25 protein-coding genes and 1 tRNA gene are annotated in these 25,658 nt (G+C 72.0%); 6 read left to right on the top strand and 20 right to left on the bottom strand.

The features are described 5' to 3' along the window. Positions 1-2: 2 nt before the first annotated feature. The 11 genes from ASG04_RS13555 to ASG04_RS13505 form a co-directional block, all read right to left on the bottom strand. Positions 3-1,598, bottom strand: coding sequence for an alpha/beta fold hydrolase (locus ASG04_RS13555; protein WP_056125296.1), 1,596 nt, complete (start codon positions 1,596-1,598; stop codon positions 3-5). Continuing rightward, positions 1,595-2,542 (bottom strand): amino acid--[acyl-carrier-protein] ligase, encoded by a 948-nt coding sequence (locus ASG04_RS13550; protein WP_056125293.1) that lies wholly within the window; start codon positions 2,540-2,542, stop codon positions 1,595-1,597. The genes ASG04_RS13555 and ASG04_RS13550 overlap by 4 nt, the downstream gene beginning before the upstream one ends. Next, positions 2,539-3,756: an acyl-CoA dehydrogenase family protein gene (locus ASG04_RS13545; RefSeq protein ID WP_082518135.1), complete on the bottom strand. Its 1,218-nt coding sequence runs from the start codon at positions 3,754-3,756 to the stop codon at positions 2,539-2,541. The genes ASG04_RS13550 and ASG04_RS13545 overlap by 4 nt, the downstream gene beginning before the upstream one ends. After that, positions 3,753-4,043, bottom strand: coding sequence for an acyl carrier protein (locus tag ASG04_RS13540; protein ID WP_056125291.1), 291 nt, complete (start codon positions 4,041-4,043; stop codon positions 3,753-3,755). The genes ASG04_RS13545 and ASG04_RS13540 overlap by 4 nt, the downstream gene beginning before the upstream one ends. Before the next feature lie 114 nt (positions 4,044-4,157). Beyond that, on the bottom strand, positions 4,158-4,535 hold the full coding sequence (locus tag ASG04_RS13535) for a holo-ACP synthase (RefSeq protein WP_056125289.1): 378 nt from the start codon (positions 4,533-4,535) through the stop codon (positions 4,158-4,160). Between the two features lie 22 nt (positions 4,536-4,557). Continuing rightward, positions 4,558-5,631, bottom strand: coding sequence for a glycosidase (locus ASG04_RS13530; protein WP_056125288.1), 1,074 nt, complete (start codon positions 5,629-5,631; stop codon positions 4,558-4,560). Next, positions 5,624-6,733 (bottom strand): hypothetical protein, encoded by a 1,110-nt coding sequence (locus ASG04_RS13525; RefSeq protein ID WP_056125286.1) that lies wholly within the window; start codon positions 6,731-6,733, stop codon positions 5,624-5,626. Before ASG04_RS13525 ends, ASG04_RS13530 begins: the two co-directional genes overlap by 8 nt. Continuing rightward, complete coding sequence (locus tag ASG04_RS13520; RefSeq protein WP_056125284.1) at positions 6,730-7,578, bottom strand: carbohydrate ABC transporter permease; 849 nt, start codon at positions 7,576-7,578, stop codon at positions 6,730-6,732. Before ASG04_RS13520 ends, ASG04_RS13525 begins: the two co-directional genes overlap by 4 nt. A gap of 113 nt (positions 7,579-7,691) precedes the next feature. Beyond that, a complete protein-coding gene (locus ASG04_RS13515) occupies positions 7,692-8,642 on the bottom strand; it encodes a carbohydrate ABC transporter permease (RefSeq protein ID WP_156463672.1) in 951 nt (316 codons plus the stop codon). 13 nt (positions 8,643-8,655) lie between these two features. Next, positions 8,656-9,954 (bottom strand): ABC transporter substrate-binding protein, encoded by a 1,299-nt coding sequence (locus tag ASG04_RS13510; protein WP_056125281.1) that lies wholly within the window; start codon positions 9,952-9,954, stop codon positions 8,656-8,658. A gap of 50 nt (positions 9,955-10,004) precedes the next feature. Then, entirely contained in the window at positions 10,005-11,045 is a 1,041-nt protein-coding gene (locus ASG04_RS13505) for a LacI family DNA-binding transcriptional regulator (RefSeq protein WP_056125279.1), read from the bottom strand. Positions 11,046-11,211: 166 nt separating this feature from the next. Between ASG04_RS13505 and ASG04_RS13500 the strand changes: the two genes are divergently transcribed. The 3 genes from ASG04_RS13500 (at position 11,212) to ASG04_RS13490 (ending at position 13,976) form a co-directional block, all read left to right on the top strand. Beyond that, positions 11,212-11,284, top strand: a tRNA-Val gene (locus ASG04_RS13500). A 58-nt stretch (positions 11,285-11,342) separates the two neighbouring features. Further along, on the top strand, positions 11,343-12,095 hold the full coding sequence (locus tag ASG04_RS13495; protein WP_056125277.1) for an ABC transporter permease: 753 nt from the start codon (positions 11,343-11,345) through the stop codon (positions 12,093-12,095). A 114-nt stretch (positions 12,096-12,209) separates the two neighbouring features. Further along, on the top strand, positions 12,210-13,976 hold the full coding sequence (locus tag ASG04_RS13490; protein ID WP_082518133.1) for an AMP-binding protein: 1,767 nt from the start codon (positions 12,210-12,212) through the stop codon (positions 13,974-13,976). Between the two features lie 83 nt (positions 13,977-14,059). On the opposite strand, the gene ASG04_RS13485 is transcribed toward ASG04_RS13490, so the two are convergent. Then, on the bottom strand, positions 14,060-15,001 hold the full coding sequence (locus ASG04_RS13485) for an alpha/beta hydrolase fold domain-containing protein (protein ID WP_056125270.1): 942 nt from the start codon (positions 14,999-15,001) through the stop codon (positions 14,060-14,062). Further along, positions 14,998-15,531, bottom strand: coding sequence for an AAA family ATPase (locus ASG04_RS13480; protein WP_056125266.1), 534 nt, complete (start codon positions 15,529-15,531; stop codon positions 14,998-15,000). Before ASG04_RS13480 ends, ASG04_RS13485 begins: the two co-directional genes overlap by 4 nt. A 40-nt stretch (positions 15,532-15,571) precedes the next feature. Between ASG04_RS13480 and ASG04_RS13475 the strand changes: the two genes are divergently transcribed. Then, complete coding sequence (locus tag ASG04_RS13475; protein WP_082518129.1) at positions 15,572-16,366, top strand: SGNH/GDSL hydrolase family protein; 795 nt, start codon at positions 15,572-15,574, stop codon at positions 16,364-16,366. 77 nt (positions 16,367-16,443) lie between these two features. On the opposite strand, the gene ASG04_RS13470 is transcribed toward ASG04_RS13475, so the two are convergent. The 4 genes from ASG04_RS13470 to ASG04_RS13455 form a co-directional block, all read right to left on the bottom strand. Further along, on the bottom strand, positions 16,444-17,133 hold the full coding sequence (locus tag ASG04_RS13470) for a DUF4232 domain-containing protein (RefSeq protein WP_056125262.1): 690 nt from the start codon (positions 17,131-17,133) through the stop codon (positions 16,444-16,446). Positions 17,134-17,135: 2 nt separating this feature from the next. After that, complete coding sequence (locus ASG04_RS13465) at positions 17,136-18,476, bottom strand: sensor histidine kinase (protein ID WP_156463671.1); 1,341 nt, start codon at positions 18,474-18,476, stop codon at positions 17,136-17,138. Continuing rightward, a complete protein-coding gene (locus ASG04_RS13460; RefSeq protein WP_056125259.1) occupies positions 18,476-19,135 on the bottom strand; it encodes a response regulator transcription factor in 660 nt (219 codons plus the stop codon). The genes ASG04_RS13465 and ASG04_RS13460 overlap by 1 nt, the downstream gene beginning before the upstream one ends. A gap of 95 nt (positions 19,136-19,230) precedes the next feature. After that, complete coding sequence (locus tag ASG04_RS13455) at positions 19,231-19,800, bottom strand: hypothetical protein (protein WP_056125256.1); 570 nt, start codon at positions 19,798-19,800, stop codon at positions 19,231-19,233. A gap of 89 nt (positions 19,801-19,889) precedes the next feature. On the opposite strand from ASG04_RS13455, the gene ASG04_RS13450 reads away from it, so the two are divergent. Next, a complete protein-coding gene (locus tag ASG04_RS13450; protein WP_056125253.1) occupies positions 19,890-20,603 on the top strand; it encodes an alpha/beta hydrolase in 714 nt (237 codons plus the stop codon). A 55-nt stretch (positions 20,604-20,658) separates the two neighbouring features. On the opposite strand, the gene katG is transcribed toward ASG04_RS13450, so the two are convergent. The 3 genes from katG to ASG04_RS13435 form a co-directional block, all read right to left on the bottom strand. Continuing rightward, positions 20,659-23,028, bottom strand: a complete 2,370-nt coding sequence (katG, locus tag ASG04_RS13445) for a catalase/peroxidase HPI (RefSeq protein ID WP_235515544.1) — start codon at positions 23,026-23,028, stop codon at positions 20,659-20,661. A gap of 307 nt (positions 23,029-23,335) precedes the next feature. Continuing rightward, a complete protein-coding gene (locus tag ASG04_RS13440) occupies positions 23,336-23,743 on the bottom strand; it encodes a cupin domain-containing protein (protein WP_056125251.1) in 408 nt (135 codons plus the stop codon). Continuing rightward, entirely contained in the window at positions 23,740-24,489 is a 750-nt protein-coding gene (locus tag ASG04_RS13435) for a carboxymuconolactone decarboxylase family protein (protein WP_056125249.1), read from the bottom strand. Before ASG04_RS13435 ends, ASG04_RS13440 begins: the two co-directional genes overlap by 4 nt. A gap of 148 nt (positions 24,490-24,637) precedes the next feature. Here ASG04_RS13435 and ASG04_RS13430 point away from each other — a divergent pair, with 148 nt between their 5' ends. Beyond that, entirely contained in the window at positions 24,638-25,645 is a 1,008-nt protein-coding gene (locus ASG04_RS13430) for a TerC family protein (RefSeq protein ID WP_056125247.1), read from the top strand. Positions 25,646-25,658 lie beyond the last annotated feature (13 nt).

Raw genomic sequence — 25,658 nt, 5'->3', positions numbered from 1 at the left:
CCTCAGTTCCTACTCGGTCGCACGCCGGCCGGGAACGTGGCCCTGACCCGCGCGCGGACTTCGGACACCACGGCCCGTCGCATGTGCGGGGAGAACAGCGAGTGGTCGCCCCCGGGGACGCGGACGAGGGTCACCGAACCCGGCTCGGCGCCCGGTGCCCAGCGCGCGAGGGCCGCCCGGCCACCGAGCCGGTCGAACAGGGCGGCGTCGACGTCCGCGGCGATCATCACGACGTCGGTGCCGGCGGAGACCAGCGGACGGACGTGGTCGACGACGCCGCCGGCACGGTCCCGTCGCGCGATGCGCTCACGCAGGGCCTCCGGCACGACCACGTTGTAGCGCTCACGCACCCACCGTCTGGCCGGTGACGGTGCGTCGACGGCCCGGACGCCGTCGCTGTAGCTGCCGGGTTCGGCGGCACGTCGCCGGTAGTCGTTCGGGCTGATCTCCACGACGAGTCGCGGGGACGCGGACGACCCGCGTCCCGCGAGCCAGGCGCCGGCGCACATGCCGACCAGCGCGAGCCGGTCGTGGTCGACGTCGAGCGCGGCCACCACCGCGGCCTGGTCGTCGATCCACTCCTGTGCGAACAGGTAGTCGCGTTCGTCGGCGGCCACGGGGGAGCTCTCGCCCGTGCCCCGGCGGTCGACACGCAGCACGCGGACGCCGTCCCGCGCGAGTGCCCGAGCGAGCTCCACCTGGTAGTCCGACGCGCCCACGCGGTGCTCCGCTGCGCCGTTGTGCAACACGACCACGGGGGCGTCCTCGTCGTGCGGCACCGTCTCGATCGCGAACAGGCGCTCCGGGCCGAGGAGCACGACACGCTCGGACACGCCGTGCCCCAGGTGCAGGACGTCGTCCACCTCCGGAGGGGTCGTGGCGGTCCCGGCGGCGGGTGCCAGGTCGTCGATCCAGGAGACCACCGTCTCGAGGGCGTCGGCGGGGATGCGCGCGTGGATGCTCGTGCCGTCGAGGAGTTCGGCGCTCCCGGCGACCTCGACGACGGCGACGTCCCCGAGGGCCTTCGGGGCGCGGGCACCGGGACGCACCAGCACCAGGGTGGCGTCCGACCGGGGGCCGTGTCGGAGTGCCCCGAGGGCCGCCAGCTGGTCCGGGTCGAGGTCGATGCCGACCAGGGTCTCGACACCGTCGACGACGCGGTCCGCACCGATGGTCATCGTCGCCAGGGCGCGCTGTCGCCGAAGCCAGGCGCGACCCGACTCCGGAGCGTCCCAGAGCACGAGCCCGTCGTCGTCCGTGGCCGCCGCAGCCGCGACGAGCGCCGCCGACGCCAGTCCGACGAAGACGACGCGCTCGACACCGGTCGTGCGGAGCACGGCCGCGGCGTGCCGGGCGGACCGGACCAGCGCGTCGGGGTCCGCATCGGCCTGGGCGTCACCACGTCCGGACGGGTCGTAGCGGATCGAGGCCACGCCACGGGCCTCCAGGCGGTCTGCCAGCAGGCGCAGCGTGCGGTAGGCGATCACGCCCTCCTGGCCGAGCGGCGGGCAGATCACGACGCCGAGCCGCGCCGACGGCGGCGTCTGGACGGCGACACGGAGGGCCGGGGAACCCGACCACCCGTGCGACGTGGTCACAGGTCCAGCGCGCGACGGACGTCGGCCGGCCACGAAGCCGGGTCGGTGCCGTGCGCGGCGAAGAGGGCGATGGTGACGCGTTCCAGTCCCCAGGCGACGCAGGCGCTGTGGGCGACCTCGCCGTCCTCGGTGCGGATGTCGAACGACGTGCCGAAGTGGTCCTCGTGCAGGTTGGCCGAGCCGATCGCGGTCGGGTCGCCGGCGTCGCCGTAGACCGGCGTGACGAACTCGAACTTCAGCGCCTGCTCGACCTGGTTGCGGGCCAGCATCCGGCCGACCCGGCCGAAGAACGGGTCGTTGGCCGGGACGACGTCGATCTCGAGGCCGAACGAGGTCAGCAGGTCGCGGATCACGGGGACACGCCCGTCGCGGTGCGCCTGCGCCGAGGCCGGGGTGCCGACGTGCACGAACTCGTGCATGTGGAAGGCCTGCAGGCGCATCGGGTCGAGCGACGGCTCGCGGCGGAACGAGTCACCGAAGATGTCGAAGGTGCGGCCCTGCTGCGGGACCGTCCCCGTCAGCAGCCCGTAGAGCGGGTGGCACACCGCCGGGGTGAGCATGAGGTCGGCGGGGTCGAGGAAGTCCTCCCACCGCTCGCCGCGCTCGCGAGCCGCCAGCAGCTCGCGGTGCTTGCGGTCGTCGCCGGTGAAGCCCGAGATGGACGCGGCCAGGTCGGGGAACGAGGCGATGTAGTCAGTGCGTTCGAAGGCGGCGAGGGGCTCGACCGGCGGGAAGCGGACCACCGCGGTGTCGAGGTCGGCCATCGACCGGACACCGGCGGCGTCGACCGCGCTGGACACGCGCTCGAAGACACCGGTCCGGCCGTACAGGCCGGGGGAGCCCAGGTCGATGAGCACACCGTCTGCGAGCAGGTCCCGGCGCAACGCTGCGCGGGCCCGGTCGAGCGGCGTGTCGGTCGCGGTGGTGGGGTCGGTGATCGTCATAGGATCGCTCCGGTCATCAGGGCCAGTCCGGCGTCGTTCTGCAGGAGACGGTCGTTGCTCACCATGACGGCGGCACCGTGGGCGTCGCGGAGGTTCCGCGAGATGCTCATCGGCCCGGAGGCGGCGTACCCGGCGATCCCGACGATGCGCAGCGCCTTCGTGACGAGGTCGGTGACCCGCTCGGACGCGCCGATCTTCAGCGCGTTGGCGGCGAGGGCGTACGCGCTCGACTCGAGCGTGTCAGGGTCGTCCGCGACGCTGTCGAACCGCTCCGCGGCGTGCCGGACGCCGTCGGCGAGGAACTGCAGCTCGACCAGCAGCTCCGCGAGCCGGAGCGCACCCGGGGGCGTGGTGCCGACGTTCGCCCGGGCCTGCTTGCGGACCGCTGCCCGCGCACGCTCGGCGGCCGACGCGGCGATGCCGAGCCAGACCGACGCCCAGAGGACGTGCGAGACGGGGAGGACGGTCTGCGCGGAGATCGTCGCGTAGTCGTCACGGAACACCGCGTCCGCCGTGGTCTCGGCGTCGAGGACCCAGCCGTTGCTGCACGTGCCGCGGAGCCCCATCGTGTCCCACGTCGAGGTCTGCGAGAGCACGGTGTCCTTCGTCCAGCAGCCGACGAGCCGCTGGTCGGACGCGGCGGCGTCGGGGTCGCGGCGCGCGGTGACGAGGACGACGTCGGCCTCGGTGGCGTAGGAGATGACCGGCGCGTCCTTGCGCAGGCGGATCCGGGCCGCAGACGAGGGCTCGTGCTCGGTGTGCAGGGTCTCGATCGCGCAGGTCGAGCGGCGGGCGTCACCACCGACGCCCTTCTCGGTCGTCGACGACGCGACCAGGGCACCGTCGCGGACCGCGGCGGTCATCGCGAGCACGCCGGCGCCGTCGCCGCCGTGCCGCCACAGCGCCATGACCTGCCCCTGGTGCATCGCGAACACCATGCCCGTCGCCGCGCACGCGCGACCGAGCTCGGTCGCGATGACCGAGAGCTCGGAGACGGAGGCACCCTCGCCACCGAGTCCGGTCGGCACAGCGGCGGCGAGCAGACCGTACTCGCGCATGGCGGCGATCGCCTCGCGCGGGGGACGGGCGTCGCGGTCGACCTCGTCGGCGTGCTGCGCGGCGACGGCAGCGACGGCGGCGGTGCGCTCCGCGAAGCGGTCGACGGGGACCGGTCCGGTCCGCAGCAGCGGGGTCTCGTGGTCCGTCAGGGTCATGAGGTCGCCAGCGCGGCGGCGGCGACGATGGACGCCACCGAGCCGAAGGTCGCGCGGTTCAGTACGTGGTCCGGGAACTCCGCGTCGAGGTCGTTCTCGACGGCGAGCATCACGTTGACCGTGGCGTGGGAGGTGAGCCCGAGCGCGTAGAGGTCGGCGGTCGACGCGACGTCCCCGGCGTCGACGGTCAGGCGTCCGTGGTCGGCGAGCGCACGTCGGACGGCCTGCTCGGCCGTCGGGTCAGCGAGTGCGAGCGAGGTCGCTCCGGTGTTCTGGTCCTGTTGCATGTGAGCAACCATAGGGAGCGGACGACCCCGGAAAACCGCCGTGCCGGTGCGGGAACCCGCACCCTCCGGACCCGTTCCTGCACGGGTTGACAGTCTCGCCGGGCATGTCCGCCGTCACCGCTCCGAGAGGGCCACAGCCGTCGCGAGCGCCAGCCCCCGTTCGTGGGACAGGGACACGTCGACGGTGGTGATGCCGGCCGTCGCCGCGAGTCCGGCGGCCGCTCCGACGAGCTCGACGGAGGGAGCGCCGTGCTCGTCGAGGACGATCGCGACGTCGCGGAGCGGGACCGACTCGGACCGCGTGGGGCGGAGGAGCTTGATGACCGCCTCTTTCCCGGCGAAGCGGGCCGCCAGGCGTTCCGGGTCGTCCCCGGCGTCGGCGCGCTCCCGCTCGGTGAAGACGCGGGCCAGGTACCGCTCGCCGTGGGCACTGATGCCGGCGCGGACGTCGTCGACCGACGCCAGGTCGCAGCCGGTGCGGATCTGGGTCATGCGGTCAGCGTACGGCGGGTGCTCAGCGGCGGACGAGCCGCGCCACCCCGATCTTCGAGTCGGCCATCCCGTAGAACACGTACCGCACCCCGTCGATCTCCTCGATCGCCGTCGGGAACACCACGTTCGGCACGATGCCCGACTGCTCGTCCTCGGTGTCGGCGGACAGCAGCGGCTCGGTCGTCCGGGACACGACCTGCCACGGCCGCTCCGCGTCGAGGATCATCGCCCCGGCCGCGTAGTTGACGTTCTGCTGCTGGGCGAGGGAGCCGACGAGCTCGCCGGTCACCCCGTGGTGCAGGAGCAACCAGCCCTCCGGCACGCGGATCGGCGCCGGTCCCGCCCCGATCTTGAGCGCCTCGAACGGCATCTCCGGTGCGGCGAGGACCCGGTGCCCGCGCCACTCCGCGAGTGCCCCGACGTCCTCGCGGACCCGGTCGAGGTGCACGAACGAGATCCAGATCGACGGCCGGGTGTCCTCGACCCACGACGGCGGGTGCACGCCCTCGCCGGGGCGGATCTCGGACAGGTCCCAGCCCGGGCGCTGCAGCACCGCGATGCTCGTGACGCCGTCCGGTCCGACGACCGGCTCGGGGAGGAAGACGCAGTCCTTGTTGAAGTACAGACCGAGGTCGACGTCGAGGGCGTCGTCGTACCCGAACCGGACGGGTCCGAGCCGGCGCCACGCGCGCAGGTCCTCCGACACGGCCACGGCCGTGTGCGGTCCGAGCGGCCCGTAGGCGACGTACGTCATGACGTGCAGGCCGATGGCCGGGAGGAACGTGGTGCGCGGGTCCTCGACGCCGGCGTTCTGCGCCCCCACCTCCCACGTCCGCTCCGGCTCGAGCACGATCCCCTCGCGTTCGACACCGACGGGCACGCCGTCCTCGACGACGACGCGGGCGATGCCGATCCGGGAGACGTTGCCGGTCGCCACGAGCCGGGGGAGCAGGTAGAGCTCGCCGTCCGGGCCGCGGCCGCTGCCGGGGTTCAGCACACCCTCGGCTTCGAGCGGGTCGTCCGCCAGCGGCGACATGAGCAGGCCGACCCGCTCGAGGGCGTACGGGAAGTCAGCGGCGGCAAGGGCGTCAGTCATGGTGGTCCTCTCGGTAGCAGTACATCTCGCGGGTGCCGCGCGGCGCGTCCCAGCCCTGTGCGAACACGCGGTCGCCGTCCCAGCGGAGCAACCCGCCCCACGCGAGGGACCCGCCGCTGTGCAGCTCGCGCTGGGTGAACGGGGCGTCGACGTCGTAGCGGGCCTGGGCGGCGGCGAAGTGCCCGGCGGGGTCGCGGTGGAAGAAGTCGAGGACGAGCCGGTCGCCGTCCACGACCGCGCACGCGACCTCGTACAGCTGCGGCCCGAGCGAGGACATGTCGAGGTAGTCCTCGGGCGCGAACGTCCAGTGCACCATGTCGTCGGAGTGGCCGACGGTCAGGCGTCCACCGCACCCCTCGGACAGGTACATGAGGTACTCGCCGCCGATCCGGACCGCTTCCCCGCGGTCGTTCCGCGGGATCACGGCGCCCTTCGCCCAGAGCTGCGACACGGCGTACGGCACGACCTGTCCGAGCTTCTCCCAGTGCACCAGGTCGTCGGACACCGCGAGGTTGATGTCGCATCCGACTTCGCCGTCCAGGTGGTCGGCGGACGGGTACTCGGCACGCTCGGGTGTCCCGGTGGTGTCCCAGATGCCGTTGTAGAACAGGAACCAGCGTCCCTCGGCACGGTAGAGCTTCGGGTCCTCGACCCCGAGCGACTCGTTGCGGAGCGTCGGCCAGAGGATCGGGCCGCCGTCGTCGACCCAGCCGTCCGCGGTCAGGACCGCGTGCCCGATCCGCGACGAGGTGCTCTCCTTGCGCGGGGCCGCACGGTAGACGAGATGCAGCTGCTCCGGGCCTCCTGGCCGTCCGTCGACCGGAGCGACGCCCAGCGTGGGGTTGAAGACGGACTCGGCCGTCCACCCGATCCCGGTGGGGTCCGCCCAGGCACGCGGCTGCGTGAAGGTGAGCGACGGATCGCGCCGGAACGGCCCGATCATCCAGGCCGGTGGGTCGTCGTAGACGGCGGAGAAGTCGTCCGTCGAGATCCGGTCGGTCAGCGCGTTGTCGTGCCGGAGGGCTCGCTCGTAGTCGGCGACGAGCTGGGCGCGGTCGAGCTGACTCGGTTCGGACCGGCTCGGGTCGAGGTCGGCGCTCATCCCTTGACCCCGGACCCGACGTCGGTCGAGATGAAGTAGCGCTGGAACACGATGAACAGCACGACGACCGGCGCGGCGAGCACGACCGCCCCGGCGAGGATCGCTCCGAACGGGTTCGCGGTCGACTGGGCGATGTTCGAGATGTAGTTGGCGAGCGACACCGCAAGGGGCTGCATCGATGCCTCCTTCGTGATGAGGAACGGCCAGAGGAAGTCGTTCCACGGCCCGATGAAGGTCACGAGCACCACGGTCACGAGCGCCGGCCGGACCAGGGGGAGTGCCACCCGCCACAGCACGCTGATCTCACCGGCACCGTCGATCCGCGCGGCGTCGAAGATCTCCTGCGGGACCTGCAGGAAGTACTGGCGGAAGATGATCACCGCCGTCGAGTTGATCGCGAACGGCAGGATCATGCCGAGGTAGTTGTCGGCGAGTCCGTAGTTCCGCGCGATGAGCACGTAGAGCGGGATCATCAGCAGCTGGAACGGGATGACCTGCACGAGGAGTGCCAGGGCGAAGGTGACGCCGCGTCCCTTCCACTGCAGGACCGCGAGCGCGTAGCCGGCGAGGACGCCGAAGACGACCGTGCAGATCACCACGCCGCCGGTGTAGATGCCGGAGTTCAGGAGCCCCTGGCCGAGGTTCACCCGGGAGTTGATCTCGGCGTAGTTGTGCCCGGTGATGTTCGACGGGTTCGGGAACGCACCGGCGATCGAGGTGTCCGGGGACGCCTGGAGCGAGCCGACGATCATGTACCAGAACGGGAACAGGAAGACCGCGGCGCCGATGAGGAGCACCACGAACCGGAGCGCCGCCTGGCCGCGGCTCAGCTGGATCCCGTCCATGCGGCGTCGCCGCGTGCGGCGCGGTCTGGAGGCCCGACCTTCGTCGTCCCCGCCGGTGCCGGTCCCCGGGACGGGGAGGCCCGCAGCGCCTGCGGCGCCGGTTGCTGTCTGGCTCATCGTTCTCTTCCTCCGGCGAATCGGTTCTGCAGGAACGCGATGACCATGACCCCGACGACCAGCACGATGCCGATCGCGGACGCGTACCCCGGGTGGTTCTGCTCGATGCCCTGCTGGTACATCACCAGCACGGGTGACGACGACGAGCCGTTCGGGCCGCCGCCGCCAGTCAGCAGGTAGGGCTCCGTGAACAGGTTCGCCCCGATGACGGTGCTGAGGAGCAGGACCAGCACGGTCGCGGGTCGGACTCCGGGGGCGGTCACGGAGAAGAACGACCGCACCTTGCCCGCACCGTCCGTCGCGGCTGCTTCGTAGAGCTCCTTCGGCACGTTCTGCAACGCCGCCAGGTACAGCAGGATGTAGAACCCGAGCTGCTTCCACGTGACGAAGAGCGCGACGATCGGCATCGCCCAGTGCTCGTTGACGAGCCACCCAGGGTTCGGGGCGAGCGGGCCGAGGAGCTTCGACACGAGGCCGGTCTGGTTGAACAGGAACAGCCAGACGCCGACGACGGCGACGGACGCCGTGACGTACGGCACGTAGTAGCTGACCCGGAAGAACGTCGACCAGCGGACGACGCTGTTGAGCGCCGCCGCGAGCACGAGCGACAGCACGACGGTGAGCGGCACGTTGATGAGCAGGAACTCGCCGACGTTCAGGAACGACTGCCGGACCTGGGGGTCCTCGAACGCCTGCACGTAGTTCTGCACGCCGATGAACGGTCGGTCGACGGTCGCCCCCGGGGCCGAGAAGAAGTAGTCGTGGAACGACATGTAGACGGCGAGGACCAGGGGGTAGGCGAAGATCACCAGCACGAACACCAGGTACGGCGCGCTGAAGAGCCAGCCGAGGGGGTTCCTGCCGAACACCCGGATGCGCCAGGGGTGCCGGTGCTGACTGCGGTCCCCAGCGGATGCGGCGGCCGGGGCGGTCGCTGTTGCGGTCATGGTCGGTCCTCCTTCACTTCTGGACAGCGAGCTGGGTCGTCTTGGTGGCCGCGGCGGCGAGCTGCGGATCGAGTTCGCCGTCGCCGGAGATGACGGCCTTCGTCCAGAAGTTCCGGAACGCCTGCAGGACGGCCGTCGAGTTGGGACCCGTCGGGTCGTCGACGGTCCTGGCTGCCTGGGCGCCGAACTCCCGGTACGACGGGTTCTTCGCGAAGTAGTCCGCGTAGGTCGACGCGAGGTCCTTCCGGATCGGCATCTGCCCGGTCGTCTCGAGCAGCGCGCGGTCCTGGTCGGGACTCGTCGCGTACTTGAGGACGTCCCACGCGGTTCCCTGGTTGCGGCACGACGCGTACATCGCGGCGTTCTTGGCGTCCGGGAACGTCCAGGTCGCGTCCGCTGCGGTGCCGTCCTTCGTCGGCACGGGCACGACGCCCCAGTCCACCGCACCCTTGTAGCTCGCGACCGCCCACGGGCCGACCATCGCCATCGCGGCCTGGCCGGTGGCGAAGGCGTCACCCTGGAGCTGGTCCTTGCCGGCGTACCCCTTGGCGTACACGGTCTTCCAGAAGTCCGCGACGTCCTTGCCGGCGGCGTCGTCGAACGTGGCCTTCTGGTCCCCGTCGAGCAGCCCCGTCCCGCCGGTCTCGGCGGCGTACAGCGGCAGGAAGTCGAAGTTCGGCTGGAAGAACTCGCTCGTCGCCGCGGGGTAGATGGCGAACGGTGCGGCCTTCGCAGCCTTGATCTTGGCGGCGGCGGCGAGGAAGTCGGCGTAGGTGCTGAGCTTCGGGTCGGTGGTGCTCAGCCCGGCCTTCGCGAAGAGCTTCTTGTTGTAGAACATCATCACCGGGTTCGACTTCCACGGCATCTGGTAGTAGTCGCCGTCCGGGGACTTGTACTGGTCGGCGGTCGTCCCCGAGCGCGCCTGGATGTAGGCGTCGGCACCGGGGAACTTCGACAGGTCGACCAGGCCGCCCTGCTTCTGGAACTGCCCGGTGGCGGCGGGCAGGTTGTTGAACACCAGGCACGGGGTGGTGCCCGCCGTGATCGCGGCGCCGATCACCTCTTCGGTGCTCTTGCCCGCCGGGACCTCCTGGGCCTTGATCGGCTCGTCCGGGTGGTCCTTGTTCCACGAGCTGACGAGCCCCTTGCCCCAGGTGACCTCCTGGGCGTTGTTCGAGTACCAGATCGTGATCGGACCGTGCTTGGTCCTCGCCTCGGGTCCGGCCACCGTGTTGCCGGTGGCGCAGCCGGAGACGGTGAGCGCCACGGTCGCCGCGAGGGCGGTGCCGATGGCGAGCATGCGGCGGTGCATGTGACTCCTTCGTCGGGGGTGCGTCCGAGCCGTCGAGGCTCCCGCGCGCACTACGCGGTCGTGTGCTGTCGGGTCGGGGGCGCGCCCGTCGACCCGCGGACGATGAGTCCGGCGGGGTGCAGAGCGCGGTCGACGGGCGTGGTGCCGTCGACGAGGTCGAGCAGTGTGGCGGCGACGATGCGTCCCCACTCGGCCGGGTCGTTGTCGAGGGTGGTGAGGGCCGGGAACACGAGCCGCCCGATCTGCGAGCCGTCGAGTCCGGTGACCGAGAGGTCGTCCGGCACCCGGAGACCGCGGTGCTGGGCGACGGACATGCCGGCGATCGCCATCGGGTCGTTGCCGTAGACGATCGCGGTCGGCCGGTCGCGCTCGGCGAGGTCGAGGAGCTGCTCGGTCGCGGCGGCCCCCTGTTCGGGCGAGAAGTCCGTCGGGACCACGACCGCGTCGACGCCGGCCTCGAGTGCTGCATCGGCGAACAGCTGCCGCCGCTCGTGTCCGTGCAGCATGGACTCAGGACCGGACACGTGGGCGATCCGCTCGTGACCGAGGCCGACCAGGTAGCGGACGAGCTCGTGGATGCCGGGGGCGTAGTCCCGACGGACCGCGGGGAACGCCGTCGGCACGTCGGGCTCGCCGAGCGTGACGGCGTGCACCCCGAGCTCGGCGATGAGCTCGATGCGGGGGTCGCCGGCGAGCAGGTCCGTGACGATGAACCCGTCGACCCTGGCGTCCGCCGCGAGCGTGCGGTAGGCGCGTTCCTCGGCGTCGTGGTCCCCGACGAGGCTGAGCACGAGGACCTGGCCGCGCTCCGACAGGACGGTCTCGAGGCCGGAGATGAACGACGCGAAGAACGGGTCGACCTCGATGATGCGGGGGTCGCGACGGACCACCAGGCCCAGGGCGTACGCACGACGGTTGGTGAGGCCACGGGCGGCCGGGTTGGGGCGCCAGCCGATGTCGGCCGCGACCCTGTGGATGCGTTCGCGGGTCGTGGCGTTGACACCGGGCCGGTCGTTGAGGGCGAGGGACACGAGGCCCTTCGAGACGCCCGCTTCGCGTGCGACGTCGACGATGGTGGGGCGTCGTGTCATCGTCCGCTCCTTCGCGTCGTGCCCGTGTTCATGGTTCTAAACCGGTTCAGGGGCATTTATACCGGTTTAGGTGCAGCGTCGCAAGCATCGACCCAGAACCGGACGGGAGGCGCGGGTCGGGCCCGCACCGCACCTGGCGTCCGTCACCAAGTACGATCGTCGCTGCGGGCTCTTAGCTCAGTTGGTAGAGCACTTCGTTTACACCGAAGTGGTCGGCGGTTCGAGCCCGCCAGAGCCCACCGTGCCCCCACTGCGGTCGTGGTCCGGGTCGCGGACCGCCGAACAGGAGCCCGACGCATGCTCACGCCGCAGCTCGTCACCGGGACGCTCGTCGGCATCAGCGCACTCGTGGTCCTCGCAACGGTGCTGCTGCTGGCGGTCCGGGCGCCGAAGCCGTTCGCGCCGGCGCTCGCCGTCCTGCAGGGCACCGTGCAGCTCGCTGCCATCAGCCTCATCCTGTCGAACATCATCCGCAGCCCGTTCTGGATCGGCGTCGCCCTGTTCGTCATGTTCACCGTGGCGACGTGGACCGCGGCCCGTCGGCTGGGTGCGTACCGGCGCATGGTCGGACCGGTCGCGAGCGCCATGGGCGCCGGCGTCGTCGTCAGCCTGGCAGTGGTGTTCAGCACCGGAGCGATCGAGTTCTCGCCCCGGTACGTGCTCGCCATCGGCGGGATCGTCATCGGGAACGCGATGACGATCGCCACGCTGAGCGGTCGGCGGTTCGTCGAGCTCACCGGCGACCACTGGGAGGAGGTCGAGGGGTGGCTGGCGCTCGGCGCACGTCCACGCGAGGCGACCGTGGACCTGGTGCGCCGTGCTGTCCACGCCGCCATGGTCCCGACGACCGACCAGACCCGCACCACGGGGCTCGTGACCCTGCCGGGAGCGTTCGTCGGGGCCGTGTTCGGCGGGGTCTCGCCGCTCGAGGCGGGGCGGTTCCAGATCGTGGTCCTGGCCAGCATCATCGGCTGCGGCGCGGTCGTGGCCATCGTCCTCACGCGGTGGCTCGCCCCCGTCCGTGTGCGGCCGGCGGTCCTGCACAACTGACGAACGCGCGACGGCAGCGCCGTGGTGGTCGGGACAGGTGGGCGTGCACCTGACCGGCCGCCCGTCGACGCCGCGCCCCGGGCGCCTCGCGGGGTGATCCGGCATGATCGACAGGTGCCCTCCCCGAACGTGACCGCCGCGTACCGCGCCGCCCGTGACCAGCTCCTCGCCGTGACGGACCCAGCACGAGCTGACCACCCGGCGCTGCCCGGCGCGACCGTCGCCGGGTTCGCCTGGCCCGACCTCGGCGACACGTTCAACTGGGCCGACGACTGGTTCGACGTCATCGCCGCGGGCAACGACCGCACGGCGCTCTGGCTCGCGGACGCCGACGGCGACCGCCGGTTCAGCTACGCCGAGATGGCCGCGCGCTCCGACCGGCTCGCGGTCGTCCTCGACGCCCACGGCGTCCGGAAGGGCGACCACGTGCTGGTGATGCTCGGCAACCAGCTCGAACTGTGGGAGACGATGCTCGCGGTCATCAAGCTCGGCGCCGTCATCCTGCCGACCTCGACGATGCTCGACACCGCCGACCTGCAGGACCGCGTCGACCGCGGGTCCGTCGCCCACGTGGTCACGAACGCGTCTGAGACCTCCAAGTACACGGGCGTGCACGGGGACTTCTCACGCATCGTGATCGGCGGCGCCGCGGACGGGTGGACGCCGTACCCCGACCACCTCGGCGACCCGGCACCCGCGGGCGAACAGCGCCCGGTCGTCACCACCCGGACGACCGACCCGTGCCTGGTGTACTTCACGTCCGGCACCACCTCGAAGCCGAAGATGGTCGTGCACACGCAGACCTCGTATCCGGTCGGGCACCTCAGCACGATGCACTGGATCGGTCTGCGGCCCGGCGACGTCCACCTGGCGATCAGCTCACCGGGGTGGGGCAAGCACGCGTGGAGCTGCTTCTTCGCACCGTGGATCGCCGAGGCCACCGTGTTCGTGCACGACACCCCGCGCTTCGACCCCGCGGCGCTGCTGGCACAGCTCGACCGGGCCGAGGTCAGCACGTTCTGCGCGCCGCCCACGGCCTGGCGGATGATGCTGCAGGCCGACCTCGGAGCCCGGCCACGGGCACTGCGCGAAGTGGTGTCCGCCGGCGAGCCGCTCAACCCCGAGGTCATCGACCGGGTTCGCGAGGCATGGGGCCTGACGATCCGCGACGGCTACGGCCAGACCGAGACGACGGCGATCATCGGCAACGCCCCGGGCGCGGACGTGACCGCCGGCGCGATGGGGACGCCGCTGCCCGGCGTCACCGTGGTGCTGCTCGACCCGGTGACCGGTGCACCCGGGGACGAGGGCGAGGTGTGCCTCGACCTGAGCGAGCGCCCGGTGAACCTGATGGCCGGGTACCTCGGCGAGGCGGACCGGACCGCCGACGCGATGCGCGACGGCCACTTCCACACGGGCGACATCGCCGCCCGTGACGCGGCCGGACAGCTCACCTTCATCGGCCGCACCGACGACGTCTTCAAGTCCTCCGACTACAAGGTCTCGCCGTTCGAGGTCGAGAGCGCCCTGCTGCAGCACCCGGCCGTCGCCGAGAGCGCGGTCGTCCCCGCACCCGACCAGGCGCGGCTCAACATCGTGAAGGCCTACGTGGCGCTCGCCGCGGGCTGGGAGCCGACGGCCGACACGGCGCGCCAGGTCCTCGAGCACGCACGCGACGTCCTCCCCGTGTACGCACGGGTCCGCCGCGTCGAGTTCGCCGAGCTGCCGAAGACCATCTCCGGCAAGATCCGCCGGGTGGAACTCCGTGAGCTCGAGGAGCGGGCGGCAGCGAGCGGGACCCCCGCCGTGGGTGAGTGGCGCGAGGACCACTTCCCCGAGCTCCGCGGCGCGCGCGCAGCCGAGGCGCCCGGCGCGAGCTGACGCGGCGCCAGCCCGGCGCGACCCACGGCCGGACAGGAGGACCGGGCCGGGCCCGCACCGCGCCTCCCGTCCGGTGGTGACCGCTACCCGTGCCGCGGGGACGCGGTCAGGGCACCCTGCAGCGCGCGCGCCTGCGCGAGCCAGAAGGCACGCGACACACCGGCCTTCGGCATCACCGCGTCGAAGCCGTGGAACGCGCCCGGCACGACCTCGAGCGTGCAGTCGACCCCGGCGGCGCGGAGCCGCTCGGCGTAGTCGACGTCCTCGTCGTGGAACAGGTCGTTCGCGCCGACTCCGACCCAGGCCGGCGGCAGCCCTGCGAGGTCGGTGCGGCGGGCCGGGGCCGCGTACGCCGACACGTCCGGGCTGCCGGGATCGGTGCCGAGGTACGTCGCCCAGCCGTAGCGGTTGCTGCCCGGCATCCACACGTGCACGTTGGTGGTGTCCATGTCGGTCCGCAGCACCGTGCGGTCGTCGAGCATCGGGTAGACCAGCAGCTGGAAGACCGGCACCGGACCCGGTCGGTCCACGGCCATCAGGGTGGCCGCGGCGGCGAGCCCACCGCCCGCGCTCGCACCCCCGATCGCGATCCGGGCCGGGTCGATGCCCAGCCGTCCGGCCCGCTCCACCAGCGCGACGAACGCGCTGTACACGTCCTCGGCGGCGGCGGGAGCGACGGCGTCGGGCGCCAGGCGGTACCGGACGGCGGCGACCGCGATCCCGAGGCTGCGGACGAAGCCGGCGTTCGCGCGGTCGTCCTGCTCCGGGCTGCCGGAGATGAGCCCGCCACCGTGGACCCAGAGCAGCAGCGGCGTCGGGCCCTCGGCGAGCGCCGGACGGAGCAGCCGGACCGACACGTCCGGGTTGCCCGCGGTGCCCGGCAGGTGCAGTTCGGATGCCGTGACCTCCGGCCCGAGGTCGGCCGGCCGCGGCCGCACCCGCCGGACGAGCCCCGTCAGGCGCGGTCCCCAGGAGAACCCGGGCAGGAAGCGGATCGCACGGAGGTCGGGGTGGGTGGGGGTCATCGTGTGCTCCTGGCTGTGCCGTCTGCCGGTCCCGTTCCGCCGGTGTGCCGAACGTACTCGTCGACGAGGGCGAGTTCCACGTCGGTGACCGGCTCGAACACGCCCTCCGCCCACCGCAGGTCGTCCTCGGTCAGGGGTGCCGACCCGGGCGCGGCAGCGGCGTTGCGACGACGCAGCCGCTCCCACAGCGTGTCGTGGTCGACCTCGAACACGTGGAAGCGCACCCGCGCACCGCAGGCTCGGGCGTCCGCGAACTTCTGCCGCCGCTCGGCAGCGGTCCACAGCCCGTCCTCGAGGACCACGTCCACGCCCGCCCGCAGCAGGGTCAGGGCATGCCGGTACAGGACCACCTGCAGGGACTCGTGGAAGTCGGAGTCCGCGTGCGGGACGCCGATCATCGCCTGCCACTCGTCCGTCGCGATCCGGATGCCGTCGCCGGCGGCCTCGAGCCGGCGTGCCAGCGTGGTCTTGCCGGACCCGGGCAGCCCGCAGAACAGGGTGAGGGTGGGTGCGCTCGGGGACAGGGCCATGCGCGCACTCTGCCACGGTCGGTCGTGCCATGATCGGGCGATGACCCGGCACATGGTGGCACTCGGCAGCTCGTTCGCCGCCGGACCGGGGCTCGCGCCCGTGGTCGACCGGCTGGCCGGGCGCTCGGGTGCCAACGCGTCGCACCAGATCGCTCGTGCACTCGGAGCCCGCCTGACGGACGCATCGGTCAGCGGTGCGACGACGGACACGGTCCTGCGTACGGCGCAGCGCGTCGGCCCGAAGCGGCTCCCACCGCAGATCGAGGCCGTGCGCCCCGGTTCGGACGTCGACCTCGTGACGATCACCGCGGGCGGCAACGACCTGCGGTACGTCGGATCGCTGTCGGAGGCGGCGTGGGGGAGCTGGCTGTCCGCACGGCCCCTGACCCGCGCGCTCGGCCGACGGCTCCAGCGGACGGCAACGGCCGACCCGCCGACGCAGCGGGACGTCGACGCCGCGACCGCCGGGCTGGTGGACGTCGTCCGGGCAGTCCGTGACCGCGCACCCGCGGCTCGGGTCGTGCTGGTCGACTACCTGACGATCATCGGGACGGCCACCACGCGCTCACGGCTGGCGCCCTTCTCCGAGGACCAGATGCTGGCGTTCCGACGGACCGCCGACCAGCTCCGCGACGCCTTCGCCGCGGCGGCAGCGCAGTCGGGCGCCGAGCTCGTCGACGTCGCCGGGATCAGCGACGAGCACGCCGTCGGCTCCGCCGAGCCGTGGGTGCAGGGCTTCACGGCCTTCCGCAAGGGCGACGCGGCCTTCTTCCACCCCACGCCCGCCGGCATGCGTGCCGTCAGCGACGCGGTGCTCGCGCACCTGCGCCGGTGACGGACGGGAGGCACGGTGCGGCCCCGCACCGCGCCTCCCGTCCGCGATGCCCCCGGCTGGTCATCGCGGCGACCGGCTCAGGAACCGGGCTGGATCGCCTGGACCTCGAGCTGGGTGTCCTGCGTGTTCGTGCACGCGGACAGCTGCAGCTGGCCGGCGTCGATGAACAGCGACTGCTTCGACCCGGGCGGGTAGACGCGGAAGCCGTCGGCGGTCGTCGCGCCGCAGTCGCCGAAGTCCCCGGCCTGCGCGACGATCACTGTGGCGTGGGCGATGCTCCCCGCGGCGATCGTCACCGTGCCGTGCGGGCTCGCACGGTCGAAGGACGCGGCGGCACCGAGTTGGGTGCCGTTGCCCTTCCCGACGAACGAGACGCCGGGCCAGCCCTGCAGCGTGCACGGCTTCGACCCGGTGTTGCGGAAGACGAGCTCGTAGCCCTGGTGTCCGGCTGCGCCGCCCCCGGGGGTGCTCGTCACGGACCCGGCGAGGTCGGTGGTCGCGCAGGCGCCGGTGCGGAGCGAGTCGCCGCCGGTGCCGCTGCCGCCGGTGCCGCTGCTGCCGGTTCCGCTGCCGCCGGCTGCGCTGCTGCCGGTGGTCGGGCTCGCCGTGCCGGAGGCGGTGCTCACGTGTGTGGCGGGCGTCGCGGCGGTCGTGGTGGCGGTCGTCGGCTCCGCGGTGACGGATCCGTTCGCGGCGCACCCGCTCAGGGCGATGAGCGTCGCGATCCCTGCCGCGCTGGCGAGTGCCAGGGTCTTCGAGGGTGTCATGGTCAGGCTCCTTCCTGTCGGCCTGCGTCCACGATGCGCGCGGGTGTGTGAGGTTTCGATGAGGCCGTCCGACGTGCTGTCCGGAACCGGATCGTGACCGTCAGGCCGGGTCGCTCGCGGTCCCGCGGGTCCGTGTCGGCCAGGGACAGCGTCGCTCGTTGGACGCGCGTCGCCCACTGCACGATGGCCAGCCCGGTGCCGGTCCCGGCGCCGCCGGTGCTGCCGGCCCGCAGTGCACGTCTGCGGTCCCGCGCCGGGATGCCCGCGCCCGAGTCCGCGATCGTCAGGGTGCCCTCCGCCACCCGCACCCGGATCGGCGGACTGCCGTGGCGGTCGGCGTTCGCGAGCAGGTTCTGCACGATCTGGTCGACCAGGTCCGGGTCGGCGTCGACCGTCGTCGGTGCGAGGTCGACGTCGAGGTCGCGCGCGGTCGCGTCCCGGTCCAGGGACGTGATCACCGCCGACTCGACGACCTGGTCGAGTCGGATCGCCTGGGTGCTGACCACCGAGGTCGACGACGACCGTGCGCGCAGGAGCAGGCGGTCGGAGAGCGTGACGAGCCGGTCGACCTGCCGGATCGTCTGGTCGGGTGGAGCACGCCGCTCCGCGAGGACCCGCAGGGCAGCGAGGGGAGTCCGGAGCTCGTGGGCCGCCTCGACCAGGAACTGTTCCTGTGCCTCGAGCCCGCGCACGGCGGGCCGGACCGCCAGACCGGAGACCAGGTGCGCGAGTGCCGCGGCGACGACGGTCAGGGTGCCCGCGGCCAGCAGCAGTCCCGTCCGGAGCTGTGTGTGGCCGGCCGCGGCGGCCACGGGCTTCCCGGCGACCGCGATGCCGCCCGTGTAGGTGCCGTCGACGTAGGTGCCGTAGTCCGTGATCGTCGACGCTGCCCAGTGCAGGCGCTCCCCGTCGGGGGATGCGGCCTCCGGCGCCACGAAGGTCACGACGCCGCCCTTCGCGTGCCGCGCGTCGGCGAGGGCACGCCGGAGGACCGCGTCGCTCGGCAGGGCGTCCTGGGCGGGTTGGGCGTAGGCGATGGCGGTGTTGGTGACGAAGCCGTACACGGGGACCGACCCGGCCGCGTGGCTCTGTTGCACCGGACCGAGGTGCAGCTGCTGGTCGTCGCCGAACGTCACCAGGTCGGCGAGGGTCTCCACCCGCTGCTGCAGGTCGGTGTCCGTGGCCTCGCCGCGTGAGGCCAGGTCGATGTGCAGCGCCGCCGCGACGAGGACCCCGAGGCACGCAGCGGTCGCCGCGGCGAACACGACCGTCGTCGTCCACCGGATCCGTGCGATGCGACGGCGCGCCGGGTCGGACCGGCGAGCGGAGCTGCTGCCGGGCATCACACGGGCACCCGGTAGCCGACGCCGCGGATGGTCTCGATCGGGTCCGGCGGACCGAGGCGGCGACGGAGTTGGCCGACGAGCACGTCGACGACGTTCGAGCCGGGCGGGCTCATCTCGTCCCAGCAACGCTCGAGCAGCTCGGTGCGCCCGACCACACGTCCCGTCGCGGACAACAGGACCTCGAGGACCTGGAACTCCTTCGCGGTCAGGGTCAGGAGAGCCCCGTCGCGGCGCGCCTGGTGCCGCGCGAGGTCGAGTTCGAGGTCGCCGGCTCGCAGCACCGGCGGGCTCGGATCGACGCCGCGGCGACCGAGCGCACGGATCCGCGACACGAGCTCCGCGAACGCGAACGGCTTGACCAGGTAGTCGTCCGCCCCGTGGTCGAACCCGGCGACTCGGTCGGACACCCGGCTCCTGGCGGTCAGCAGCAGTGCCGGGGTGGTGTCGCCGTCCTGCCGCATCCGGTCGACGAGCGCGAGTGCGTCCCCGTCGGGGACCATGCGGTCGAGGACCAGGCAGTCGTAGTGGGTGGCCACGCGCTGGACGTCGGCGACCCCGATCGTGGTGACGTGGTCGACGACGAAGCCCTCGTCGCGCAGGCCGTCGACGACCGCAGCGCCGAGCTCGACGTCGTCCTCGAGGAACAGCACCTTCACGCGTGCGACGGTACGGCAGTGCCGGGGGCGTCGTTCGCGCGCGCCGCGATCAGCGCAGCGGCAGCGCCGCGCTCAGCGCAGCCGCAGCGCCGCGCTCAGCGCAGCGGCAGCTGGGCCGCAGCCGGGTCGAGCGCTCCGAGCAGCTCGGTGAACGCCGCGTCGGCGCGTTCGAGGTCGCCCGTCGCCTCGACGTCCATGAGTAGGCCGCGGATGACCGCGAGCACCAGGGTCGCCGAGCCGCCGCGGCCGATGCTCGCGAGCCCGGCGTCGAGCGGCCCCAACCAGTCGGTCGTCGCCTGCCGCGTGAACCCGGGCCACAGCGACTGCTCGGACTGCTGCCGGAGCTGGGTGAACATCCGCAGGAACGGTGCCTCGTCCGGGCCGGTCATCGACACCCACGCGCGGCCGAGGGTGGTCGCGTAGTGCTCGTCCGGGCGGAGCCGCAGCAGCCCTCCCCAGCTGTCGAGGTGTCGCCGTCGGGCCTGCCGGAGCACCGCGAGCAACAGGGCGTCGCGTGTGCCGAAGTGGTACAGGAGCATGCGTGCCGAGGTACCGGTGGCCTGCACGAGGGGCTCGAGCCGGTCCGGGAGCCCGTGCTCCAGCGCGTGGTCGGTGCACCGCTCGAGCAGCTGCTCGGCGATCTCCGGCCGCGGGTGTCGTCCCATGTCGGCATCGTCGCACACCGCCCGCGTTTCACGTAACGATCGCTACATGTACCGTTGACGAGACACCGCTGTCGAACCAGGAGGAACTCATGGACGTCGTCTTCGTGCACGGAGCACTGGTCCGCGACGGGACGTGGTGGTGGCAGCCCACCGCCAACGTGCTGCAGCAGCGCACAGGGATGCGCAGCCACGCGGTCGCCCTGCCGTCCTGTGCCGAGGGCGGCTCGACCGAGGTCGCCGCGGACGGCCTGGCTGCCGATGCCGCAGCGCTCCGCCACGTGCTCGACCAGCTGGACGACGACACCGTCGTCGTCGCCCACTCGTACGGCGGGACCGTCGTCGCCGAGGCCGGCCACCACCCGGCCGTCGCGCACCTGCTGTTCGTGTCGTCGTACCTGCCCGACGTCGGCCAGCCCCAGGGCGGGATCATGAGCGGCGAGCCCGACCCGGTTGCCGTCGCCGAGGTCCGTCCCGGCGTGATCGGTGTGGACGGGTACGACGCCGAGTCGTTCGGCGCCCGGTTCCTGCAGGACGCCGACCCGACGACGCAGCAGGCGGCGTGGAGCCGCGTGACGGAGCAGGCCGTCGGGGCGTTCGCGACGCCGACCACCGTCGCCGGGTGGCAGGGCGTCGACTCGACGTACCTGGTGTGCACCGAGGACCGCAGCACCACCGTCGGCCTGCAGCGGCACCACGCGGCGCGGGCGACGCGCAGCATCGACCTGCCGACGGGGCACCACCCGTTCATCACGCGACCCGACCTGGTCGCCGACGCGGTCGAGCGGTTCGTCACCACCGCATGACGGGAGGCCCGGTGCCAGCTGGCACCGGGCCTCCTGTCCGACCCGTGATCGCGGCTCAGGCCGCCATCGGGCCGTACCGACGGTGCCCCTTGACGTCGTACCGGTCGAGCATCATGACCTTGTCCCAGACGCGGACGAAGTCGGCGACGAAGCGCTGCTGCCCGTCGCTGCCCGCGTAGGCGTCGACGACCGAGCGCAGCTGGGCGTTCGAGCCGAACACCAGGTCGTTGCGCGTCGCGGTGAAGCGTCGTTCGCCGGTGGCCTGGACCGTGCCCGCGAAGGTCGACTCGGTGTCGTCGGTCGTCGTCCAGACCAGCTCGGTGTCCGTCAGGTGCACGAAGAAGTCCGTGCTGAGGACACCGACGCGGTCCGTGAACACGCCCGCGTCCGAACCGTCCCAGTTCGCCCCGAGGACCCGCAGGCCCCCGGTCAGCACGGTCCACTCCGGCGCGGTCAGGGTCATCAGGTTCGCCTTGTCCAGGAACGTGGCCTCGGGGGCGACCCCGGGGGCGAACTCGGCGAAGCGGTCCGACACGAAGTTCCGGAACCCGTCGGCGACCGGGCGGAGCCACTCGAACATCTCGATGTCCGTCAGCTCCTGCGTGGTGTCGACGCGACCGGGCGTGAACGGCACCGTCGTGTCGGAGCCCGCCGCTCGCGCTGCCTGCTCGACCGCAGCGCAGCCGGCCAGCACGACCAGGTCGGCCAGTGAGACGTGCTTGTTGGACGTGCGGGCGAAGTCGGCCTGGACGCCGCGCAGGGCCTCGACCACGGGGACGGTCCGCCGGTTGACCGCCCAGTCCTTCTGCGGCGACAGCGCGATGCGGCCGCCGTTCGCCCCGCCGCGCTTGTCGCTGTCGCGGTAGGTCGACGCTGCGGAGAACGCGGTGAACACCAGGTCGGACACGGACTGCCCGGACGCCAGGACGGCCTGCTTGAGCGCCTGCACGTCGGCGTCGTCGAGCGGGGCGCCCTCGGCCTCTGGGAGCGGGTCCTGCCAGAGCAGGTCGTCGGCGATCGTCACCTCGGGTCCCAGGTAGCGGTGCTTCGGGCCCATGTCGCGGTGGGTCAGCTTGTACCAGGCCTTCGAGAACGCCGTCGTGAACAGGTCGAAGTCGGCCAGGAACCGTTCGCAGACCTCGCGGTACGCCGGGTCGACCTTGAGCGCGATGTCCGACGTCATCATCATGAGCGGGTTCATCTGCCCGGGCACGTGCGCGTCCGGGGTCTTCGGCGCGGCGGGGTCCGTCGGGGTCCACTGCAGGGCACCCGCGGGGCTCTTCGTCTGCTCGAAGTCGTACGCGAACAGGTTCTCCAGGTAGGCGTTGTCCCACTGGGTCGGGTTCGGCGTCCAGCTGCCCTCGATGCCGTTCGTCGAGGTGTACTCGGCGTTGCCGGTGCCGACCGGGTTGTGCCAGCCGAGACCCATCGACTCGATCGGCGCGGTCTCGGGCGACGGGCCGATGTCCGACGCGGGGACCTGCCCGTGGCTCTTGCCGAAGGCGTGGCCGCCGGCGATCAGTGCGACGGTCTCCTCGTCGTTCATCGCCATCCGCGAGAACGTGATCCGGATGTCGCGCGCCGAACCCATCGGGTCCCCGTTCGCGTACGGGCCCTCGGGGTTGACGTAGATGAGCGCCTGGTGCGACGCGGCGAGCGGACTCTGCAGGTCGTAGTCCGCGTCGCCGTTCTGCCCGGTCCACCGCTCGTCGCGCGTGACCATGTCGTCGCCCTGGTGCGCCTCGTGCGGGTTCCACACCTCGGGTCCCCACCAGGTGCCGTCGTCGGGCTCCCAGGCGTCGAGCCGGCCCCCGCCGAACCCGTACGTCGGCAGGCCCATCAGCTCGAGCGAGCAGTTGCCCGTCAGGACCATCAGGTCCGCCCAGCTCAGCGCGTTGCCGTACCTGTGCTTGATCGGCTGCAGCAGCCGGCGGGACTTGTCGGTGTTGCCGTTGTCCCACCAGCTGCCGATCGGTGCGAACCGCTGCATCGCGGTCCCCGCGCCACCGCGGCCGTCGGCGATGCGGTACGTGCCCGCGGCGTGCCACGCCATCCGGATCATCTGCGGGCCGTAGTTGCCGTAGTCCGCCGGCCACCAGTCGACCGAGGTCGTCAGCAGCTGCTTGATGTCGGCCTTCAGCGCGTCGAGGTCGATCGTCGCGAAGGCGGCGGCGTAGTCGAAGTCGGCGCCGAGCGGGTCGGCGTCGATGCCGTTGCGGTGCAGCAGCTCGACACGGAGTCGCTGCGGGTACCAGTCGGACAGGGTCGGGGACTGCCCGAACGTGCCGCCCTGGTGGTCACCGCCCGCGGGCAGTGCACCCCCCATGTGGAAACTGCAGGTGTTCGTCCCGTCCGGGTCGGTCGTGTCGGCGGGGGACCCTCCGGTGGAGGTCCCGTTGGTCTCGGCGGTGCGGTGTTCGGTCACGGCTGCTCCTCGTCGTGCGGTGGGACGCGCCAGGTGCCCCGTGGCGACGCGTCCGCAGCCAACGTTCCGCCGTCGCGCTGGGAGAAGTGCGCACAGTGTTCGCAACGGGACTCGAATCCTCGAATGAACGGACCGGACGCCTCGTGGGGGCGGACGATGGCACCCGGGTCAGTCGCGATCCGCCTGCGCATCTGGTGCCCGACCCGAACGGGCACCAGGTGTCGTCGCAAGTGACGCTCGCGTCTTCCCGCAGCGACGAGGCGAAGCGACGGGCCGAGGCCGACGACGCGCACCGCCGGCGGCAGGACTACCGGCCGTAGCCGCGCAGGTCCTCGTCGCTGACGTGCTCGTTCCACGTCGTCGTGGCCGCCGGGTCGTCGCCCTGCTCGAGCATCGCCAGGTGTTCCATGAACCCGTCCTCGGTGGCGGCGTGCCAGTGCTCCTGCCCCGGCGGCGTGTACAGGGTCTGCCCCGGGCGCACCTCGACGACCTGACCGTCACGGGTCCCGAATCGGGCGGTGCCCTGCGTGACGCGCAGGTACTGGCCACGGGCGTGCGAGTGCCAGGCGGTGCGGGCGCCCGGAGCGAACCGCACGAGGGCGACGGTCATGCGCTGGTCGGCTCCGTGCGGGGCGGCGACGGCGTCGACCCAGACGTCGCCGGCGAACTGTTCCGGTGGGTTCTTGACGGTGGGGGTGCGGGGTTCGATGTTCATGCGTCCTCCTGCTCGTGCTGCGGATCGGCGTGTTCTGCGCCGGTGGCCGGTGCGGCGTCCTCGACGACCGCGAGTCCGTTGAGCGTCCGTGGGTACCCGATGTCCTGCACCAGCACGGTCAGGACGTCGACCAGGTCCCGACGGGAGTTGCCGACGGTGCGGTTGCCGGCGACGTGCGCGCGGACCTGCGCGTCGGCGCCGCCGAGGGCGACGAGCATCGCGAACGTCAGCAGCTCGCGCGTGCGGAGGTCGAGTCCGTTGCGGGCGACGGTGTCGCCGAAGCAGTTGTCTGACAGGAACCGCGGGAAGTGCACGGTGTCGGCAGGCGCTCGGTCGTACAGTGCGTCGACCTGGTCACCGCCCACGATCGCCTTCTGCACCGCGAGCCCGCGCTCCGACCGTGACGCCGGGTCGGTCGTGCTCTGGCCGGGCAGCGGGAGTGCGACACCGCGGGCGGACAGCTCGGTGTTCGTGACGGCGAGGAAGTCGCCGGTGCGGGCTGACCCGACGTAGGCAGCCGCCTGGTAGACGACCTCCTTGACCTCGACGGGCGTGATGCCCGCGTCGAGGGCGGTGGTCAGGACGGCTCGGAAGGCGGTCTGCGCGCCGACGGCGATGGTCGCGCCCAGCCGGACGACCAGGCGGTGGTGCTCGCTCAGCGCCACGCGCTGCAGGGCTTCGACGGCGAAGGCGCTGGTGTAGGCGGTGAACTCCGGGTCGGTGGTGGAGGAGGTGTCGGACGGCATGTCCTCGACGCTACGTCGGCGGCACGCAGCGTGGGGTGGTCCCTCGAGAGGTGCTCCGACGGGACACCCCTCGCCATCCCGTCCGCGCGTGACGGTTCGCGCGACGGCCCCGCCGACGACATGATGGACATTCCCACAGCAACGAGGAGTGCCCTTGCCTGACCTGCCCGTCGTGTTCGAAGTCGGGTCGATGATCGCGATCGTCGTGATCCTGCTCGCCGACCTGCTCATCGTCGCGCGACGCTCGCACGTGCCGGCCGTGAAGGAGTCGGGCCTGTGGGTCGGCCTCTACGTCGGGCTCGCCCTGGTGTTCGCGGTGCTGATGCTGGTCGTCGCGGGTGGGGACGCCGCCGGGCAGTTCGTCGCCGGCTGGCTGACGGAGTACAGCCTGAGCATCGACAACCTGTTCGTCTTCGTCATCATCATGGCGCGGTTCTCGGTGCCCAAGCAGATCCAGCAGTCGGTGCTGATGATGGGCATCATCATCGCCCTGGTGCTGCGGGGCGTGTTCATCCTGCTCGGCGCACAGCTGATCGAGGACTTCTCGTGGATCTTCTACCTCTTCGGCGCGTGGCTGGTGTACACCGCGATCCAGCAGGTGCGCGAGGACCACGACGACGACGCCGAGCAGCAGGACAGCTTCATCGTCCGCCAGCTGCGTCGCCGGGTCCGGATCACCGACACCTTCGACGGCATCAAGCTCCGGACGACCCAGGACGGCGTCCGGCACCTGACGCCGATGATCGTCGTCCTGATCGCCATCGGGACCACCGACCTGCTCTTCGCCCTCGACTCGATCCCCGCGATCTTCGGTATCACCGAGAGCGCCTTCATCGTGTTCACGGCCAACGTCTTCGCGCTCATGGGCCTGCGGCAGCTGTACTTCCTGCTCGGCGGCCTGCTCGAGAAGCTCGTCTACCTGAAGTACGGCATCGCGGTGATCCTGGCCTTCATCGGGGTCAAGCTCGTGCTGCACGCCCTGCACGAGAACGAGCTGCCGTTCATCAACGGCGGCCGTCCGGTCGAGTGGGCACCGGAGATCACGACGGTGACGTCCCTGGTCGTGATCATCGTGTCGATCGGCCTCGCGACCCTCGCCAGCCTGGTGCGGATGCGCCACGAGTCATCGACCGAACGGCAGTCGGCCGACCACTGACCCGTGCCCGTGG

This window comes from Curtobacterium sp. Leaf183, from assembly GCF_001424385.1.
Lineage (GTDB): Bacteria > Actinomycetota > Actinomycetes > Actinomycetales > Microbacteriaceae > Curtobacterium.
The sequence above is the reverse complement of the archived record's forward strand: the minus strand, read 5'-3'. Positions and strand labels throughout refer to the sequence as shown.